Raw genomic sequence first — 18,781 nt, 5'->3', positions numbered from 1 at the left:
CGCTCTCCTTTTAGTTAAAGTTGGTTTCAAGAGCTCCTTCTTTAATCACCAGCTGTCTTGGCAAGGAAGCAAATGTTTCACAGCCTGTTGCTGTTACCCTTAGCGCTTCGCTCGCTTCAAATCCATACTGATCAAGCCAGATGCCCGGGATGAGATGGAACGTCATATTGGGCTGGAGGATCGTTTTGTCTCCCTTACGGATACTGGCTGTATGCTCGCCCCAATCCGGAGGATAGTTCAGACCCACTGCATAACCAAGACGTGATTCCTTAACGATCCCGCTTTTATGAATGGTCTTTCTCCACGTTTCTTCAATTTCTTCACAGGCAATGCCCGGTTTGATCATATCCAGACAGGCATTCAATCCCTCTACCACCACTTCGGAAAGGTATTGCAGCCGTTCAGACGGTTTTCCAATATTGACCGTTCTGGCAAGAGGGGAATGATACCGTTTGTAGCAGCCGGCCAGCTCCAGGATGACTGAATCCCCTTTTTTATATCTGTCATCGGTCCAGGTCAAGTGGGGTGTGGATGTTTTTTCCCCTGATGGCAGCAAGGGAACGATAGACGGATAATCTCCTCCGAATTCCTTGGTTCCCGTGATCTGGGTATGAAAAATCCTGGCCGCCACATCGCATTCCCGTACACCTTCGTTAATCATCCCGATTCCGTCCATCATAGCCTTTTCCACGATTTTGGCCGCACGTTTCATATACTCTATCTCTGTATCTGATTTAATGAGGCGGATCCAATTGACGAGCAGAGTTGCATCCTTGAATTCGGCGTCCGGCAGTCCCTTTTTCAGCTGTTCATAGCATTTGGCGGTGAAATAGTAGTTATCCATCTCTACTCCACACGTCCGTTTGTCCTGTCCGATCTGCTTTAAAATATCAGCAACAAAGTCCATCGGATGCTTCGTATCGGATTGAACATAATCATCCGGATAAGGAATCAGGTTCTCATGATAGAGCCAGGATGTGGCTTTGGCTCCATTCGCATCCTGATTGCGGCCGATCCAAATGGGCTGGTCTTCATCATCAATGACGATCAGCATTTGATGAACATAAAAGGACCATCCATCATAACCGGATAAGTAATTCATATTTGCGGGATCCGTGATCAGCAGGACCTCAACTCCCTTTTCCGCCATTCTTTGTTTCGTTCTCAAAATTCTCTCCTGATATTCAGTTGTTCCAAATGACATTGAACCCACCCTCCCCGTTACACTTATTGATTGAATTTTATGAATATTTAATCTATGAGTCTAGTATAAAAGAAAAGCCGGTTTTCTCTCATCTGCAAAAATGTATGAAGTTTTTGTAAAAATTTCAGCCACTTTATCAGAAATGTGTATAAAAAAACAAAGACCACACACACAGGTCTTTGTTTCAATACACGAACATCAAATGGTTTCTGAGTAAACAGGAGATTCAGTAAGACCCAGTCTCCACGTCTTTATACTGAGGTCAAGCAGGAATAAATCATCCGTATCAATGAGGGAAAGGCCTGTCAACGTTTCAATTTTGCGCAGTCTGTACAATAAAGACTGCCGGTGGAGATTGAGCAGGCGGGCAGTCTGGCTGACGTTCCCGTGGCATTCATTATAGGTGCTGAAGGTGCCGATCAGATCCATGTTACGCTGCTGGTCATATTGGATGAGCGGATCGATGGCAGTGACAATGATTTCTTTCATTTCCTTGTTTTGGGCGAGGGTTAACAGCACCCTGTCCACCTTCGTATTCTCATACAGCACCCGGTACCCTGCCCCTTTTTTCTTTCTGCCGATTTGAAGAGCCGTTTGTGCATGATCATAGCCCGTTCTAAATCCTGCGATGGTTTCTTGTGCCCCCCCGATTCCCCATGAAATGATCACATCCGGCAGCAAATTCCGGAGTCGCCTCTCCACCAGGTCCAGAAAATGATGGGCAGGATTTTCATTGTTTTTGGCCTGTACAAAGAGGATTAGTTTATCTCCCTGGTAAGTCATCATGACTTCTTTTTCAAGCGACCCGGCAGCATAATAAATCTCTTCCTCAATGTAACGGATCATGCTGTCGAGCCAATGCTCATATGAAAGGTCATGCTGCTTTCTTTTTTTAAACAGCATCTCAAGGTTCTCCGGATAACCGGCAATACAGACATAAGAAAGCTTAAGATTGAACCCGAGCAGTTTGGCCCGGGATTCCGCTTGTTCATCAGTAGTAAATTCGCCTTTGGCCAATTCCTGTATAAAATCACTGCGAAGGCGCATCTCGGTTTCTTCAATGGCATTTTGGCGCGACAGCCAAAGCGCGATGGTGGTAGCTGAATGCTCAAGCACATTTACCCGGTATTGAGTGAGAAAATCCTCAATTTTTTCATTCTTCGGGAACAAAACAAATAAATATCCTTGAACATCTCCGGAAGCATTCAGAATCGGAAGCCGGAGAACAGGTTCACCATCGAGCTCAATCATTTGGAACTTTTGATACATCGGATCCTGGGGCAAAAGGGAGGGCCTCTTTTTTGTGGAAATTCCATCCTTCAGGTTATAATACTTCCATTTTCCGTCCGGGTCGCCCGCTTCCGTCCGGTCCTGAACGATACCTGCCCGGTCGGTAATAATGATCGGACAGCCCACCTGATGCTGGATGTAACCGGAAATTTCCCCAAGACTCGTTTCCTTGAGAATCAGCTGGAGAAGCTCCTGCTGCGCTTTTTCCGACTTCTCCCGTTCTTTATGCTGAATATCATTCAGTTCTCTCAACACTTCTTCTATAATGGTAGAAAACCGGACTTCCCACGGTATCTCCATAATGATAAATTGATGCTTTTCGGCCAGCTCCACAACTTCTTTGGGAACGTCAAAGATATAACGCCCCAATGCAATAATCAAGGCGGAAGCTTCTGAATGGATAATATCCTCCACAAACGTTTTAAATAATTGAACATCATGCCCGCAGCCGATCGCTGTACTGAGGACGACTTCGTTCTTACGCACAAAGTTTTCCACAGGCATTTCAATGGCAGAAATCCACTGGACATGCTTTTCCTTAAGATGGGAGCTCCCGGTCCGAACCCTGGCATTTCCCATAATTTCTAAGCCTAACAGATCATTCACCGCTAACTTCAACCGCTCTCCCCCCTGGCAGCAAGATTATTTTCTAAATATTCATATAGTTAACTATACCAAAACTTGCAGCAGGCGGGGAGTCCTATTCAGGGTGATACCCATTCAGTACATGCTGAACAACTGATAAATCCACATTATGTCCTGTAATAATGACGGCGACCGCCCCATCCTTGTACTCGATATGATTTCCCAGCAGTGCCGCAATTCCAGTCGCCGCTGCTCCTTCCATAATCATTCGGTGATGGTCCATCATGAACGCCATACTGTGGGCAATTTCCTCTTCTGGAATTAATACCCCCCGGTCCATGTATTTTTGGACCATGCCAAACGTATACCGGTTATCCAGTCCGATGCCCCCGAGCAGGCTGTCGGCAAGCGTATCCTTTTCGGGCATCTTAACCGGTCTGCCTGCTCTTAAACTTTCATGCATGACGGCTGATTCTACCATGGAAACACCCGTCACACGAATGGAAGGGTCATTCGTTTTGACTGCCATACCGATTCCTGACAACAGTCCTCCCCCTGAAAGAGGGACCACCACATCCTTCAAATGAGGAATGTCCTCCAGAAGTTCGAGGCCGATGGTTCCCTGCCCGGCAATGACCTCCGGATCATCAAAGGGTTCGATGACGGTTAAACCGTGATCATTTTCCAGCATCAGACAGCGTTCGCCTGCTTCATCCTGGCTCTCTCCGCAAAATTCAATCGCGGCGCCGAGCCTTTTCAATGAATCTACTTTTGCCTTCGGTACCCGGTTGGAGATGCAAACGGTCGCTTGAATTCCGAGCTTTTTGGCTACATAAGCCACTGCCATTCCGTGGTTGCCGGTCGAATAGGTCGCTACTCCCAGCTTTCTTTCCTCCTCACTTAAACTGAGGATTTTATTGGCTGCTCCCCTCACCTTAAAGGCTCCTGTATCATGGACCGTTTCGAGCTTCAGGTAGACCGGACGGCCCAACTTTTCTGATAGAATAAAAGATTCGACAGCCGGCGTTCTGCCGATTAAAGAACTGATCCTTTTCCTTGCTCCCCATACATTTTGTATCGTTACCTGAGATTTGATTTCCTTCATTTTGTTCCCTCCCTGTTAAAGCATCTCTACTTCGGATTATATAGTAACAATATTCTGTAATCTATTGTGAAAAGTGACTAGTAACAGGAAGGGCTTTTACTACAGAATGATAAAAACCGCCGGAATCCTCCAGCGGTTTCTAAGCTTATTATTATCGTCCATCCAGCACAACGGTACTGAGGGCCGGTACTTTAACAGTTTTGCCCATTACGATTCCTAGGGGTTTGTTGCCCGCCTCTTCGCCATTTGCAAGGATTCTCCACGGACCGATCTTTGGAAGAGAGATCGTTTGAACGCTTGTGTTGGCGTTGTATACCACAACAAGATCCTTTGATCTGTCTTTGTTCGCATGACCTGTCAGATCATAGGCAACCGTATTTTTCGGTGCAGGGAGGAACTTGATATGGCTCCTGATATCAGCAGCCGTTCGCATCCGGAAGGCAGGATGGCCTTTTCGGAGCTTAATCAAGCCTTTCATATAGTCTACCTCTTTGCTGAAATCGGCACGACGCTGCCAGTCCAGCTGGTTGACCGCGTCAGGCGACTTGTAGCTGTTATGATCGCCGCCTTTCGTTCTCATGAATTCCTGTCCCGCGTGCAGGAAGGAAATCCCTTGAGAAGTCAGGATGATCGATGACGCAAGCTTGTGCATCTTTTTACGGGTATCCACCGGGCTTTCCGGATTTGTCAGCTGCAGCTTGTCCCACAGCGTGTGGTTATCGTGAGCCTCAACATAGGTGATCACCTGCTCCGGATCTTTATAGGTCGCCATTGTGTCCGGGTAATCGATCCCTGCTTTGACGCCTTCTTTAATTGTTTCTTCGGTATCAGGTTTTCCGTTCACAAACCCTTTGTCTGTATCGACAAACACGCTGCCCTTTAAGCCGTCGCGGATACCATCGTTAAAATGGGCAATGCCATTCATTTTTCCGGCATTCTTTTGATTGGCCTTCAAGGACGGATCAAGCGGGGTATTGAGGTCCCATCCTTCACCGAGTACGATGATCGAAGGGTCAATTTTGTTCAATGCCTTTCTGACCTCATTCATTGTTTTTACATCATGAATGCCCATCAAATCAAACCGGAAGCCGTCCAGATTGTATTCCTTTACCCAGTAGCTGACGGATTCCACAATAAATTTGCGCATCATTTTGCGTTCAGAAGCCGTATCGTTCCCTACTCCCGTTCCGTTTGCCAGTGTACCGTCTTCGTTATAGCGGAAGTAATAACCCGGTACAAGCTTTTGGAAGTTCGATTCCTCTGCTGAGAACATGTGGTTATACACGACATCCATTATTACTCTTAAATTGTTGTGATGCATTGTATTGACCATCTGCTTCATTTCTTTGATCCTGACAGCCGGCTTGTAAGGATTTGTCGAATAAGATCCTTCCGGTGCATTGTAGTTCTGCGGATCATATCCCCAGTTAAACTGAGGCTGGTCGAGCTTGGTTTCATCTACCGTCTTATAATCATAAATCGGCAGAAGCTGGACATGTGTCACACCGAGATCTTTGATATGGTTCAGCCCTGTTTTTACACCTTCTGGTCCTGTTGTGTTTTCTTCAGCCACTCCCAGAAATTTACCTTTATGCTTGATTCCGCTTTTCGGGTGCATGGAAAGGTCTCTGACATGAAGTTCATAAATGACAGCATCTTCCGGAGTGAAAGCTTTCATCCGTTTATGGAAGTGCTTTGGATCGGTTTTGTCCAAATCGATGACAGCCCCTTTTTGGCCGTTTACGGTAACCGCACGGGCATAGGGATCAACCGCCTCATTCCATTGGTTTCCGATCTTCACCTTGTACGTATAGACCAGACCTTCCTGGTTGCCTTTTAGTGTTACTTTCCATGTTCCACGCTTGCCTTTTTTCAATGGAACCTCTGTACCCTTTTCGTCCTGCCATGATTTGTACATCACGAGCTTCGCCTCACTGGCAGTTGGCGCCCAAAGCCGGAATTTTGTTTCCTTTTTGGAATAGCTGTTTCCCAAGTCATCTCCGCTGTAAAAGAACTTGTTGTCAAATTCCGGTGTGCGGACCACCTTGCCTGCTTGAACTGCAGCTTCTCCAAAGTTTTCTTTGGAAACCTTGTACACTTTGGTCAGATCCAAATCTTCGGAAGTGATAATCTTCACTTTATTTGTGAAGTCACCCGCTTCCTTGTCCGCAGGAAGAACTTGTTTGATGGACGCACCGCCGGCAAGGCTGATGCCATGTTCTTTTACATCAAACGGAAAATTGGTTTCAAAGGTAATTTCACGAAAGCCATCGATCGATGCTTTTACAATTTTCGGTGTACGGTCTATTTGGTCTTTATCATAGTAAATGCGCTCCTGCCCCTGCGCAATCCATACCTCGGCAGAGCCGTCTTCCTTAAACTTCGTAACATAGCGGTCATTGAACTCCTTTTCGGCCCAATCATTGCCTGGTATGCTCTTTCTTACAATCAGCCCCAGCTTGTGAACGTCTTTCAGGTTCTCCATTTTGATTGTTGCCACTTTGCCGAACGCATCTTCCTCTGTAAACTGGACCGCTTTTCCTTCACCGTTCTCCGGCCATGTCCACAGATTCCATCCGTCGTATTGATTATCGTATCGGAAATAATGCACTTTCACATTGAGGTTTTCATAGGCAGGCAAGTCACGGTATTCACCGTCAGGCGGCTCGGTATAGGTGTTGTCATCCCCTGACTTCACCCAGACCTCTCCTTCGCCTCCAGTAATATCAATGAAACGGTCGACTCCGTCTTTTTCCCAGCTGTCAGTGCGGACAATAAAGCCCACTTTTTTGTATGTACCATCCAGCTCGACCTCGGCCAGCTTTCCGAATTTGTCCTCTCCGGTAAACGGATATGCTTTTCCTTCCCCGCCTTCAGGAAAAATCCATAAACTCCAGTCCTTCGTATTCCCCTCGGAAGGCTTGTAATGAATGGTTACTTTTGTTTTCCCTCCTGAAGAAGTCCCCTCTGCAAACGATTGCACAGAATGGAATGAAAAAAAGACTCCCAGAAGCAAAGTGAAAATGGATACTAAAGAAATAAAGCGTTTGATCTTGGTCCCTGCCATATCCTGTCCTCCCCTTAACATGAAAATTTTGGATTGCTATCACAACTTTACCATGATAAAGCAGTAAGTGAAAGCGTTTGCATAATAGATGGGTCAAAAGGCACAAAAAAAAGCCGAAAAGCGATACTCAGCTTTTTTCGGCTTCTGCCTGCAACTCTTTCATTTTGTTTTGAAAATAGGTTACCTGTTCAGGGTAATCTCCTAATTCCTTTTTCCCTTTTTCACTTATCGAATAGATGCCCCGGGAAATTTTTTCAAACCAGCCATAGTAGTTTTTGTTTAAAATGGAGAGCGTTTTGTCTCCCGTTCCCCATCCGCGCAGTGCTTTCGGTGTCAGCGGACCGAATTCCTCCAGCAGGCAGGCGATGTAAATGCAGGTTTCCATGTAGGCGGTAATCAGTTTCGTTTTGCTGCTTCCGCCAACATTGTAATCCCCATTCCTGCCTCTGATCTCCTCCAGGAGCTTCGTCCGTCTTTTTTTATACCGCTGCTGGCTTTTCTTGCGGTCAAAGGCTCCGGGATCAAGAATTGTTTCCACGACCGCTCCTTTTTTTGTAAAAGATACATGGAGAAGCCCAAGCTCAAGACGCTTAATTAAGTGCAGCACATCATGCCACTTTTTTGAATTCCGTTTGTACTTAGGCTTGGGGACTGCTATATAAACAAAGTCTGTCAGCCGCTGCCGGTTCGTCGCCTGCACCAGCAGATCCACGTTTAGGGTGAGCTTGAGTTCAACGATAACGAGCTCTTCTTCTTTGATCATGGCGACATCACAATGATGGACTTCACCGTAGACTTCATATCCTTTTTCAATGAAATAATCCCTAACAGGCATATACAGGTCGGTTTCATAGCGTTTTTCTTTACTCGTCTTCATAACTACCTCGCTTTGGTGCCCATTATAATCGGTTCCCATATCTTTGAAAAGCTTTTTATCTCACCACTTTTCATTCCCTACATATTCTGTTAGTACTCACCGGGCGCCTGCCCATTGGCCCGGTACATGAATGCGAAGGGAGAGAACAGATATGGGCGTTGAATTAACAGCCCTTCATTGGATTTATGTTGTGTTCATCTTTTTAATCATCGGCTTTATGGCAGCAAGAAGAGATACGACCCTCATCTGTATTGTGGGGATTTTCTTGATTGCCCTCACTGCCACAAGCTCGCTGAGCGCCTCGATAAGCAGCATCTTCAACAGCTTTGCCTACGCGATCACCGAGCTCCTCTCCACGATCCTCGTCATCTCGATCATTGTGGCCATGAGTAAAACACTGACCGCTTCAGGAATCAATGATGTGATGATTTCCCCTTTTTCAAAGCTCATACGGTCACCGGCCCTCGCTTACTGGACGATCGGGCTGCTCATGATGTTGATCTCCTTTTTCTTTTGGCCCTCTCCCGCCGTTGCCCTGATGGGAGCTGTGTTGCTTCCTGTTGCCATTCGGGCCGGTCTTCCGGCTCTTGGAGTAGCCATGGCCATGAACCTCTTCGGTCACGGTATCGCATTGTCCGGTGACTTTGTCATCCAGGGTGCACCCAAACTGACCGCGGACGCAGCCGGCCTTCCCGTCAGCCAGGTTATCCAGGCCAGCTTACCACTTGTCATTGTCATGGGTGCCGTTACGACCGGTTGTGCATTTTACTTTTTAAGGCGGGATTTAAAAAACGGCAAGCTTACGGGCTCTATAGGATTGGCCGCAGTCCCCGCTTCTTCTCAGGAAAGCCTCGTCGAAAATGAAGAACCCGCCTTGCTCTCCTCCAGCCAAAAACGCTTTTTCGCGCTGCTCATTCCTGTTTTATTTGCTTTGGATGTTGCCGCCATGTTTATGTTTCACCTTCAGGGCGGTGATGCGACCGCACTGATCGGCGGCACCTCTGTTATCATTCTGCTTCTGATTTCGATGGCCGGACACAAAGGTACGGGATTGGAGAAAACCACCAGTTATCTTATTGAAGGTTTTCAGTTTGGATTTAAAGTTTTTGGTCCGGTTATTCCGATTGCTGCCTTCTTTTATCTCGGAGACGCCGGTTTCAACACCATCATCGGGAACCTGTTGCCCAAACATTCACACGGCATTGTGAATGACCTTGGCGTATCACTCGCATCTGTTGTGCCGCTGACCAAAGAAATCGGTGCTGTCACCTTAACAGGTGTGGGAGCCATTACGGGCCTGGACGGCTCCGGTTTCTCCGGTATTTCGCTTGCCGGCTCCATTGCCGCGTTATTTGCCCATGCCATAGGTGCAGGAGCAGCTACACTAACTGCCCTTGGCCAAATTGCGGCCATTTGGGTCGGCGGAGGCACACTGGTGCCATGGGCGCTGATTCCGGCTGCAGCCATCTGCGGAGTAGATCCTTTTGAGCTTGCCAGAAGAAATTTGCTCCCTGTGACCATCGGGCTTGTGGTCACCACCATTGTGGCTATGTTCTTGATTTGACACTAAAGAAGACCCCGGTTACAGGGTCTTCTTCTTTACATTTACAAAACAAATTCCTGTTTCATTTCCATTTTCACTCCAAATCCGTTATAATTCGCCCCAAGGGCAATTTTGAAAGGAGTGAAATAATGAAAAAGATTATTTCAATTTTAATGATCGCAATGCTTGCCATCGCATTGACAGCTTGCGGTTCAGATGATAAAGACAAAAAGGCTTCAGATACAAAGGACAAAGAAAAAACATCTCAAGCCGATAACCAGAAAAAGCAAGAAGAACAAATGAAAGAAATGCAGAAGAAACTGGATGCACAAAAAGTGGATGACAAGAAAGTCGTGGCAACGGTAAATGATGAGAAGATCGTAGGCAAAGATTACAACATGGCTCTTTCTTCTTCACAAATGCAAATGCAGCAGATGGGACAAGACCCTTCCTCCAAAGAAGCTGCAAAGCAAGTGAAAGACCAGACTGTAGAAAGCCTGATTGGACAATCCCTTATCCTTCAGGATGCAGAGAAAAAAGGATACAAAGCATCAGATAAAGAAGTGAACGAGCAGTTAGCTCAAACCAAGAAGCAATATAAAGATGAGAAAAAATTCGCAGCAGCCCTTAAACAAGCGAACCTGAGCGAGTCAGATCTTAAAGGGCAAATTGCTGACGGCATCGCTTCACAAAAGTATATCCAAAAAGAAGTTCCTGCGGATAACGTATCTGACAAGGAAATTCAAGATTACTACAATAAATATGCCAAACAAAGTACTGGAAAAGATCAAAAAGCGCCAAAACTCGAAGAAGTAAAACCTCAGATCAAGCAGCAGCTCGAACAGCAGCAGCAGCAGCAAAAACTCGTTAAAAAAGTTGAAGGTCTGAAAAAGAACGCTAAGATTGATGTAAAAATCTAATGTCGCAAAAAAGGATGGACTCCTTAGAGGTCCATCCTTTTTTTGTGGTCTTGTTTAACGAATTGACCATGAAGGATCCAGGGGAGTTACCGTGCCCTGATGAAAGTAAAGCTGCCACCTTCCATCCATGTGCTTCCAGATGGAACTCCTCAATGTGTTCCGGTCTTTTGTCTCATTACGGATAATATAGGTAGTTAATATAATGTCAGGCGCCAGCATCCGAGCTTCAAAATTAGAGAGGAATAAATCATCAACTGCCAGATCACCTGTCAAGCAGTCCTCTTTTCGTATCAGATAACCCGAACTGCCGAATTCAAGGAAATCATCGGCAAGCAGTTCATCCAGCTTTTCGACCGACGTTCGGACATCCGGCCGCAAATGGCTCTCCTCCAGCTCCCTCATCTGTTCTTTCATTATGTCATCCATTGATCTCATTCCTTTATACTGTGTTCCTTTTACTATTCTTCTTCTAAAAGGGTTATCCTTTCCACTCCGGCTCTATTTTTTTAACAAGAAATCACTCCTGTCCACATATAGTTTAAAGACAAGCTGATGGAGGTGGAGCAATTGAAAATTTGGTATGTTCCAAGAAAATGGATTTTACTGTTCTTTTTATGTATTTGTATCGGGCTCGGCACATGGTACGCTGTAAAACCGGATGCGGTAGAAACAACGGGGTCACCGGCCAGCGCAAAACATCTGACCATCAACATGGTCACAGGGGAGTTTAAATCCAAGCTGGATAACGGGAAAGAAATTGAAGCTTACCGATGGGATCCGGGCACGATTTATATTCCGCATGATCAGCCCGTCACCCTGAGCATTTATGGGGTAAACGGCAAAGCACATCCTTTTTACATCGAGGGAACGAATGTGAAGGGCAATGTCGTAAAAGGCAAGGAAACGGTTCTGAACCTGCGCTTTAAGAAGGAAGGAATTTACCGGCTGATCTGTAAAACACACGCAGACATTTCCCATAACGGCCCCATGATTGCCTACCTGGTTGTTGATTGATTCGTTTGAAAGCATTCGTAGCTGAATGCTTTCTTTTTTTTTTTTTGCGAAAAATGCTGCCTGACGATTGGAGTGCAAGGGCGAGACTCCAGCTGGGCCCCTTCCAATTCTTACAATCCAGCCGGAAGGTGATTTCCGTCCATAGAATCATCGGCCGAATCTATGGAATATCCATTTTTGTCAGTGTTCCGGCAGGTATTTATCTGGCTGTTTATGCCACAGGAGGTCTTGCCTCTTCGATCGCTTTTATCATTCTTGATGCTGCCTGGTTCATGACGGCTTTTATCGGCTTAAAGCGCATCCGCGAAAAAAAGGCGGTCAGGCATCAGGAATGGATGCTTCGGAGTTACGCCGTTACTCTCGTCTTCGTGACGTTCCGTGTCTTTCTTCCGCTGCTCACCATTGCCGGCCTGCCATTATCTCTATCGTTTTCCCTGTCTGTATACCTTTCAATGGCTGTTAATCTCGGATGGGCCGAATGGTACCTTTGGAGAAAAAAAGGAAGATCCCTGAAGCCGAATATTTCCGCATAAACGAAAGAAGGAGAAAAACAGGTTGGTTTTTCTCCTTCTTTCTACAGGTACTCTTTATACAATTGATTTACTTTTGCATAAAAATGGTTTGCATTTTTATATGAAAACTTTCTTGAATAATAAGCCGCCAGTTCTTCATACATTTCAATCAGGTGAAGACGGTCCTGCGTCTTTTCCAAAAACGGCAGCGCTTCCTCTTCGATAAACCGCTGATAGGCTTCTTCCTGATCCCGCTGGTTAACATTAAACTCTAATTTTTTTAACCGGATATAATGAATGGTAATTTCGCTCTGATCAATCGCTTGAAACCCTTTTTTCAGCCACTGTTTCGCTTCCTTTATTTTTTGCAGGTTAAAATAAGTATGAGCAATAAGGGCGATGGTGGACGCTGTATTGGACCCTTTTCTTTTTTCGAGACACTCTCTTAGCACGGAAAGGGCTTCATCATATTGTTCCGCCTGGAAATGGGAATGTCCCAAGTTATGAAGAATTCCTGGAAGCATTGCATTCAAGGCAGGGTTGAATTTGGATGCATTCAGTGCAATCGAATAATGAGAACGGGCACTTTCAAAGTCCTTTAGCCGGCTGTAATTGATACCAAGGATAATGTGGCAATCAATACTGCGGGAATAATTGGCTTCGGCATTGAACGCCTCAAGTGCGGTTATCCCATAAAAAAGGGATTGTGAAAAGTAGCCAAGCCTCATGGTGAGATTGGCCAGCTGGTAATAGAGCTCTTCGTCATCAATTCGCAGTGTTCTCGATAACACATACGCTTTTTTATAATAATCCAGAGAAAGCCTGTAGTTATCGTAAAGAAATTCATACAAGCCCCTGAATTGCAGGGTATAAAATTCAATTTCACTGGTAGACAGCTTTTTCACTTCAGCGAGCCGGTCAAGCAGGCCTTTCGCTTTATCCATGTCGTCTATATAAATATAATACCTGGCAGCCATAACCTCATAGAGGTTGACAAGCCCCGGGTCATCCATATCCTTCATCCGGTTTTCAAAATCAGCAAATTTTTGCCGGGCCACCTGTTCATTCCGGTACTTTATATCCTTGTACCAAATATGAATCTCTTTCCTCAGTGCAATGATGGCTTCCTCGCTGACATAGGAATATTCAATATCCAGCCGCTCACATAACAGCTGCAGGATTTCCGGGCTTGGGGTTATGCTGTTGTTCTCAATTTTACTTAAATATGAAACCGAGCAAATTCCTTCGCAAGCCGCTTTTTGTGTTAATCCCTTTTTAATTCTGTAAAAGAAAACTTTCTTGCCGTCAATCAATGGCTTCCCCCTTAAATTCTCAGAGCAGATAATATTTTCCTAGTAAAAATATTACCACAAAATCTACCAGACCAGCCACTTTACAGAATGAGAGTTTTACAGAAAAAAATTAGTTTTTATTATAGGTGGGAATGGACAGCAGTTTTTGGTAGCAGTTTAAAAGCTCGTTTAATTCATTTCCGCGGGTAAGGGTTTCTTCACTTTGAAAACCGGTCTCCCTTGCTGAATGAATCATTTCATTACGTTTATGTTCAATTAATTCTATTAATTCCTGGTTTAAATCCGGACTCATTTCATCCACTCCTGAAATATCATTTCTCCCCTCATGATAAATCAAAATATAATCCATTAGTAGCAAAATTCGACAATTTGAGGTTGAGAAAATCGGGGGGAAAACCACCTGTTTTAAGCCGATTTCAGGAAGTGTTTCTCAACCTGTAAAAAAATAACGGCTGTTTCCCCTGGGAAACAGCCGTTGATTCTTATCCTTTATAGATATATAGTGTTTGATTTTGTGACGGGCCAAAAGACATAGTGCTCTTCTTCTCATTGTCGCTTGACCTCCACTCATTCGCAGGTACTTTTTCACAATTTTCCTTAATCCAGTTGTTGACCTCCTCATTTCCTCTGCCACCCATTCGGCCATCGCTGCCGCCTGAAATCAAGAAATATTTAATCTCTCCTGCTTTGGCCAGCTTCTCCAATTTGTGTGCTGTCAGTGCAGGATCGCTTCCGGAAAAACCGCCCATCGCCATAACCGCATAATTTGTGTTTAAGATAATCGGCGCAGCAGATTGAGAACTTTCTGTAGCTACCAGATACTTTTCGCCCTTATACTGTTTCTTTAAATAGCTGATCAATTTTTTGTTCACCTGCTGGTTCATCGGGTTATTGCCTTTTTTCATTTCAGGTATTGCGGCACGATTGATCCGTTCGAAGCCCTGGCTGTTTCCTTTATTGCCCCCGCCATTCACTGGAAATCCATTGCTTCCAGGGGGATTGCCTTGCATATCACTTCTGGCAGACATTCCTGGAGGACCTCCCATACCTCCGCCAAATCCATGGTAGGAGGGGCCAGCTACCGGAATAGATGAATTTCCGCCTTGAATGGTGAGAACGCTCCAATACAGCGGTAAAACCAAAGTGAGCATCAGCCCGGCAAGAGAAGCCTTAAAGCTGGGTATCTTTCTTATGAAAAGAAGAACAGCCACCAGAATTCCCGCCAAGACGGCACCTGCCGCCCATCCAAGAGAAACCGATTCTTTGTTCTGGTAAACAATTAATGCTTCAAAAAGAAAAGTGATCAGGATTCCAACAGACAGAAGCCATTTCCCTGCTCCTTCCCCTTCTTTATATTGCTGCCATAACAGGACCCAGCCGGTTCCCACGAGTGCAGCAATGGCAGGTCCCATCATGCTTAAATAATATTGATGAAAGAAGCCGGCGACACTGAAGAACACCATCATCGGAAGAAGCCAGGCAAGCCAGAACAACGATTGCTTATGCTGGATCGTAAATTCCTTCGTTCGCCTGAATTGAATGAGGGAGCCGATGACTCCGAACAATACGAACGGCAGCAGCCAGCTGATCTGGCCAGATAATTCGCCCGAGAAAAGCCGCAGGACACCGGGTGACCCTGTGCCAAACATTCCGCCGCTCTGTTTCATTTTCTTCATTTGTCCATCTATGTTTGGAGGAGTTCCTGCACCTCCATTTTGAGTGTTATCTGCCGCAACCGTGCCAGATTTATTCTGCTGGGCCTGTTTCTGATTTTGATTGTTATTCCCTTGTGGCACCCCGCCTTTTGACCCTGGACCCTGGTTTCCTGTAAGCCGCGATATTCCGTTATATCCCAGAGCCAGTTCAAGAACCGAGTTGGTCTGGCTGCTTCCGATATACGGCCGTTCGCTTTTCGGTACAGAGTCTACAACAACCGCCCACGACAGGGACACGCCAGCCAACACAACAGAGGCTGTCAACAGATGCAGGATACGTTTTTTCCAGTTCACCTTAACACCTAAAAAGTAAAATAAATAAAATGCCGGTAACACCATATAGGCCTGAAGCATCTTTATATTGAAGCCAATTCCAACGAGCACCACACTCAGGATCAGCCAGCCCCATTTCTGCTTCTCTACCGATTTCATGAGTGCCCAGGCTGCGATCAATAAGGTTACTATTAAAATACTATCCACGTTGTTCGTTCGCACCACTCCGACAAAAATAGGGGAGCAGGCAAGAACAAGGCTTGCTATCAGGGCAGCACTTCGTCCAAACCCGGGCTTAATCAATACATACATCAACGCAACTGAAATGACTCCTGCCAGGGCTTCCGGCAGAAGGACGCTAAAATCACTGACACCTAGCAGGTAAGCGCTCCCTGCCTGTATCCATAAGGCGACTGGCGGTTTATCCACCGTAATAAAACCCGCGGAATCAAGTGATCCGTAAAAGAAAGCGTGGAAGTTCTGCAGCATGCTTTTCACGGCCGCCGTGTAATACGTATTGGAGCCTGCGTCTCCAAGACTGTAAAAGTTCAGTGCTGCAGAAAACAGGACAATCAAGAGCAGCAAATAGTCAATCTTCCATTTTCCCATTTGTTTCATCATATTAATGACCCCTCCCTTTCCGTCTCAGAACGATCGGCATCATTTCTTTCGGCTGTGCTTTTGTTGCCGGCAGAAACCGCGTTCCAAGGCCAGCAACAGGAATGACTGCTTTTCTTATTTTCATGTATGTTCCCCTCTTTTCCATTCTTTTTCCGAAAAAACCAATAGCTTCGTACCCGCGAAGTTAATCATTGTTCCGACGACGGTAGCTCCAAGTTTACTGCTGTAGACACCCAGGCTTCCCTGCTCATGGAATAGCCAGAGCACAAGTGAAGTGGCCAGGAATGTAACTCCATTGGTAAGCATAAAGCGGAAAAATTCCGCAAAGCTGGCTTTTTCTGTTTGTTTAAATGTCCATGTCCGGTTCAAAAAATAACTGTTAAGAACACCCGCACTGTATGAAATGCATTGTGCCGCCATATATGCCATTCCCGACCCGGCAAGAAGGCTAAAAAGACTGTAATCCAGCAGGGTGTTCAGCGCACCGACACTGCCAAACCTGGTGATTTCTGCTGTATTTCTACCCATGGCGCAATGAGCGGGGCCCTCTCATCTCCTGAGCAGATAACCCGTAAGTTTCCTTTACAATGTAGAGCGGCCTGTCTTTTGTTTCATCGTATATACGCCCGATGTATTCCCCCATCATGCCAAGGATCATGAGAACAAATCCGCCAAAGAGCAGCTGAATGACAACAAGGGAAGACCAGCCCGGAACGGTTGTCTCCGTAAAGAACGTTTGAAACAAAACAGCGAGCATATAGACAAAGCCAACAATTGATAAGGCCATTCCGCCATAACTCGCCAGCTTCAGCGGCTTATAGGAAAACGAGGTAATGCCATCGAGGGAAAGTTTAATCATTCTCTTCAGCGGATATTTGGTTGCACCCGCTGCCCGTTCGTCCCGTTCATACTCCACAGCGGTTTGGCGGAAGCCGACCCAGCTTACCAATCCCCGTACGAACCGGTTCTTTTCCTGAATGCCCTTGAGCTCATCGCACACTTTTCGGTCAAGCAGCCGGAAATCACCCGTATCTACCGGAATTTCAATATCCGTCATCCTTCTCAGTGTTCTGTAAAAAAGGGAAGCAGTCTGCTTTTTAAAAAGGGTCTCCCCTTTTCTCGCTGTCCGTTTGGCATACACCACATCATAGCCCGTTTCCCATTTACCAATCATATCCAGAATAAGTTCCGGGGGATCCTGCAGGTCTGCATCGATGACAATGACCGCTCTTCCCCTGGCATAATCCATCCCTGCAGAAATTGCCACCTGATGGCCAAAGTTCCTTGAGAAATCAATCAGCTTCACATTGAAATCCTGCTGCCGGATTCTTAGCAGCTTTTCAACCGTTGCATCTCTGCTTCCGTCGTTCACAAAGAGAAGTTCATAGGGTTCTTTTGTTGTATCCATCACCGCTTTCAGCCTGCGGTATGTTTGTTCAATGACTTCCTCCTCATTAAAGACAGGAACCACAACAGAATAAATACACGTCCTCTCTCTTTCCATTCACATCTCCATCCTTTCCAATAAATAACCTATGGTCAGTTTAGAGAAGCAAGCTTAACTCTTCCTTAAGTTCATTAATCAAAACAAAAAACCAGATTTCCGATGAACGGAGATCTGGTTTTGGTTAGATTTCATATACAATTTTCCTGAGAGGTGCAGGTCGTAGCCTTTTAATTGGCTGAGCTGGGTTTGATATTCGGGAGAAGCGATGGTGTCCATCACGTGCTGAATGAGGTTTCGGCTGTCTTTTAGCACCACCAGATCGTATTGTTCCTGAATCAGGGGGCTAAAATCCACTTCGGCCATTTTGGCTGCGTTCTCGATTCCTATTATAATAAGTTATAATGAATCTACTTAATTTGAAACGAGGGATATGGATTTGAAAAAAACAATTTATCTTGTACTCTTTCTCTTTCTATTTTCGATCTTGTCCGCTTGCGGGGAGAATCAGAACAACAACGCCAACAGCAAGAAAACGACAGAACTGACGATTTCTGCTGCAGCGAGTCTGAGTGATGCCCTGAAAGATGTACAGAAAAGATATGAAAAAGTGCATCCAAACGTTAAGCTTCACTTCAATTTCGGCGCTTCCGGAACCTTGCAGCAGCAGATTTCCCAGGGAGCCCCGGCCGATTTATTCTTTTCTGCCGCAGAGGACAAATTTAATGTGCTGGTAAAGAGTGGATTGATCAATAAAAGCGAAGGGATCAATCTCGTCGGTAATGAGGTGGTACTGGTTATACCCAAGGATTCAGATACAAAGATCTCGTCATTTACCGAACTTTCAAAGCCATCCATAAAAAAGATATCTATTGGAACACCTGAAGCCGTGCCTGCCGGCGCTTATGCTGAGGAAACCTTTAAAAACATGAAGCTGTGGGATAGTCTTCAGCCCAGGCTGGTTTATGCCAAGGATGTTCGCCAGGTTCTTTCCTATGTAGAAACCGGAAATGTTGATGCCGGTGTTGTGTATAAAACGGATGCCCTGATCTCAAAGAAAGTTAAGATTGTCGATTCAGCCGATCCAAAGACCCACAGCCCAATCGTCTATCCGGTTGGCATTATTAAAGATACAAAACATAAAAAAGAAGCAAAAGCATTTTACAAGTACCTGCAGAAGCCTTCCACTGTAAAGGTTCTGGAAAATTACGGCTTCAAAAAAATCAGCTGATTGCAAAAGGCAGTTCACACCATGGTGAACTGCCTTTTGCAGTATTCATATTGTCTTTGTCCTTTTC

General features: G+C 45.5%; 17 protein-coding genes and 1 pseudogene. 5 read left to right on the top strand and 13 right to left on the bottom strand.

Annotated elements, in window-relative coordinates; all coding sequences use genetic code 11:
• Window positions 1-10: 10 nt before the first annotated feature.
• The 5 genes from QYB97_RS09155 to QYB97_RS09135 all read right to left on the bottom strand — a co-directional run bounded on the left by QYB97_RS09155 (window position 11) and on the right by QYB97_RS09135 (window position 8,128).
• Window positions 11-1,204, bottom strand: a complete 1,194-nt coding sequence (locus QYB97_RS09155; protein ID WP_301165677.1) for a M24 family metallopeptidase — start codon at window positions 1,202-1,204, stop codon at window positions 11-13.
• A gap of 198 nt (window positions 1,205-1,402) precedes the next feature.
• On the bottom strand, window positions 1,403-3,112 hold the full coding sequence (locus tag QYB97_RS09150) for a PucR family transcriptional regulator (protein ID WP_301165676.1): 1,710 nt from the start codon (window positions 3,110-3,112) through the stop codon (window positions 1,403-1,405).
• Between the two features lie 82 nt (window positions 3,113-3,194).
• Window positions 3,195-4,184: a hydroxyectoine utilization dehydratase EutB gene (eutB, locus tag QYB97_RS09145; protein WP_301165675.1), complete on the bottom strand. Its 990-nt coding sequence runs from the start codon at window positions 4,182-4,184 to the stop codon at window positions 3,195-3,197.
• A gap of 151 nt (window positions 4,185-4,335) precedes the next feature.
• Complete coding sequence (gene pulA / locus QYB97_RS09140) at window positions 4,336-7,251, bottom strand: type I pullulanase (protein ID WP_301165674.1); 2,916 nt, start codon at window positions 7,249-7,251, stop codon at window positions 4,336-4,338.
• A 127-nt stretch (window positions 7,252-7,378) separates the two neighbouring features.
• Complete coding sequence (locus tag QYB97_RS09135; RefSeq protein ID WP_301165673.1) at window positions 7,379-8,128, bottom strand: DUF2161 domain-containing phosphodiesterase; 750 nt, start codon at window positions 8,126-8,128, stop codon at window positions 7,379-7,381.
• 151 nt (window positions 8,129-8,279) lie between these two features.
• Here QYB97_RS09135 and QYB97_RS09130 point away from each other — a divergent pair, with 151 nt between their 5' ends.
• Both QYB97_RS09130 and QYB97_RS09125 read left to right on the top strand, forming a co-directional pair.
• Complete coding sequence (locus QYB97_RS09130; RefSeq protein WP_301165672.1) at window positions 8,280-9,692, top strand: hypothetical protein; 1,413 nt, start codon at window positions 8,280-8,282, stop codon at window positions 9,690-9,692.
• Between the two features lie 128 nt (window positions 9,693-9,820).
• Complete coding sequence (locus tag QYB97_RS09125) at window positions 9,821-10,591, top strand: SurA N-terminal domain-containing protein (protein ID WP_301165671.1); 771 nt, start codon at window positions 9,821-9,823, stop codon at window positions 10,589-10,591.
• Between the two features lie 54 nt (window positions 10,592-10,645).
• Here QYB97_RS09125 and QYB97_RS09120 read toward each other — a convergent pair whose 3' ends face one another.
• Complete coding sequence (locus QYB97_RS09120) at window positions 10,646-11,017, bottom strand: nuclear transport factor 2 family protein (RefSeq protein WP_301165670.1); 372 nt, start codon at window positions 11,015-11,017, stop codon at window positions 10,646-10,648.
• A gap of 141 nt (window positions 11,018-11,158) precedes the next feature.
• On the opposite strand from QYB97_RS09120, the gene QYB97_RS09115 reads away from it, so the two are divergent.
• Window positions 11,159-11,605 (top strand): cupredoxin domain-containing protein, encoded by a 447-nt coding sequence (locus QYB97_RS09115; protein ID WP_301165669.1) that lies wholly within the window; start codon window positions 11,159-11,161, stop codon window positions 11,603-11,605.
• A gap of 53 nt (window positions 11,606-11,658) precedes the next feature.
• Entirely contained in the window at window positions 11,659-12,138 is a 480-nt protein-coding gene (locus QYB97_RS09110) for a DUF2306 domain-containing protein (RefSeq protein WP_301165706.1), read from the top strand.
• A 41-nt stretch (window positions 12,139-12,179) separates the two neighbouring features.
• Here the strand turns inward: QYB97_RS09110 and QYB97_RS09105 are convergent, their stop codons facing one another.
• The 7 genes and pseudogenes from QYB97_RS09105 to QYB97_RS09075 all read right to left on the bottom strand — a co-directional run bounded on the left by QYB97_RS09105 (window position 12,180) and on the right by QYB97_RS09075 (window position 17,867).
• Window positions 12,180-13,430, bottom strand: coding sequence for a helix-turn-helix domain-containing protein (locus QYB97_RS09105; protein WP_301165668.1), 1,251 nt, complete (start codon window positions 13,428-13,430; stop codon window positions 12,180-12,182).
• 109 nt (window positions 13,431-13,539) lie between these two features.
• A complete protein-coding gene (locus tag QYB97_RS09100; protein WP_301165667.1) occupies window positions 13,540-13,722 on the bottom strand; it encodes an aspartyl-phosphate phosphatase Spo0E family protein in 183 nt (60 codons plus the stop codon).
• Between the two features lie 190 nt (window positions 13,723-13,912).
• Entirely contained in the window at window positions 13,913-16,039 is a 2,127-nt protein-coding gene (locus QYB97_RS09095; RefSeq protein ID WP_301165666.1) for a glycosyltransferase family 39 protein, read from the bottom strand.
• Window positions 16,040-16,067: 28 nt separating this feature from the next.
• Window positions 16,068-16,163: pseudogene (locus QYB97_RS09090) on the bottom strand (UTP--glucose-1-phosphate uridylyltransferase); the annotation flags it as partial.
• Window positions 16,160-16,567, bottom strand: coding sequence for a GtrA family protein (locus QYB97_RS09085; RefSeq protein WP_301165665.1), 408 nt, complete (start codon window positions 16,565-16,567; stop codon window positions 16,160-16,162). The pseudogene QYB97_RS09090 and the gene QYB97_RS09085, both read right to left, overlap by 4 nt.
• Window positions 16,560-17,543, bottom strand: coding sequence for a glycosyltransferase family 2 protein (locus QYB97_RS09080; protein WP_301165664.1), 984 nt, complete (start codon window positions 17,541-17,543; stop codon window positions 16,560-16,562). The genes QYB97_RS09085 and QYB97_RS09080 overlap by 8 nt, the downstream gene beginning before the upstream one ends.
• A gap of 78 nt (window positions 17,544-17,621) precedes the next feature.
• Entirely contained in the window at window positions 17,622-17,867 is a 246-nt protein-coding gene (locus tag QYB97_RS09075; RefSeq protein ID WP_356948173.1) for a hypothetical protein, read from the bottom strand.
• Between the two features lie 55 nt (window positions 17,868-17,922).
• Here QYB97_RS09075 and modA point away from each other — a divergent pair, with 55 nt between their 5' ends.
• Complete coding sequence (gene modA / locus QYB97_RS09070; RefSeq protein ID WP_425589782.1) at window positions 17,923-18,714, top strand: molybdate ABC transporter substrate-binding protein; 792 nt, start codon at window positions 17,923-17,925, stop codon at window positions 18,712-18,714.
• The last annotated feature ends 67 nt before the right edge of the window (window positions 18,715-18,781 follow it).

This window comes from Fictibacillus fluitans, from assembly GCF_030418125.1.
Lineage (GTDB): Bacteria > Bacillota > Bacilli > Bacillales > Fictibacillaceae > Fictibacillus_C > Fictibacillus_C fluitans.
This window is presented reverse-complemented; position numbering and strand designations above follow the sequence as displayed.

Coding starts and splice junctions, on each gene's coding strand:
- QYB97_RS09135 (WP_301165673.1), bottom strand. CDS start 8,128: ATGAAGACGAGTAAAGAAAAACGCTATGAAACCGACCTGTATATGCCT.
- QYB97_RS09100 (WP_301165667.1), bottom strand. CDS start 13,722: ATGAGTCCGGATTTAAACCAGGAATTAATAGAATTAATTGAACATAAA.
- QYB97_RS09085 (WP_301165665.1), bottom strand. CDS start 16,567: ATGGGTAGAAATACAGCAGAAATCACCAGGTTTGGCAGTGTCGGTGCG.
- QYB97_RS09080 (WP_301165664.1), bottom strand. CDS start 17,543: ATGGAAAGAGAGAGGACGTGTATTTATTCTGTTGTGGTTCCTGTCTTT.
- eutB (WP_301165675.1), bottom strand. CDS start 4,184: ATGAAGGAAATCAAATCTCAGGTAACGATACAAAATGTATGGGGAGCA.
- QYB97_RS09120 (WP_301165670.1), bottom strand. CDS start 11,017: ATGGATGACATAATGAAAGAACAGATGAGGGAGCTGGAGGAGAGCCAT.
- QYB97_RS09130 (WP_301165672.1), top strand. CDS start 8,280: ATGGGCGTTGAATTAACAGCCCTTCATTGGATTTATGTTGTGTTCATC.
- QYB97_RS09110 (WP_301165706.1), top strand. CDS start 11,659: ATGCTGCCTGACGATTGGAGTGCAAGGGCGAGACTCCAGCTGGGCCCC.
- pulA (WP_301165674.1), bottom strand. CDS start 7,251: ATGGCAGGGACCAAGATCAAACGCTTTATTTCTTTAGTATCCATTTTC.
- QYB97_RS09155 (WP_301165677.1), bottom strand. CDS start 1,204: ATGTCATTTGGAACAACTGAATATCAGGAGAGAATTTTGAGAACGAAA.
- QYB97_RS09125 (WP_301165671.1), top strand. CDS start 9,821: ATGAAAAAGATTATTTCAATTTTAATGATCGCAATGCTTGCCATCGCA.
- QYB97_RS09095 (WP_301165666.1), bottom strand. CDS start 16,039: ATGATGAAACAAATGGGAAAATGGAAGATTGACTATTTGCTGCTCTTG.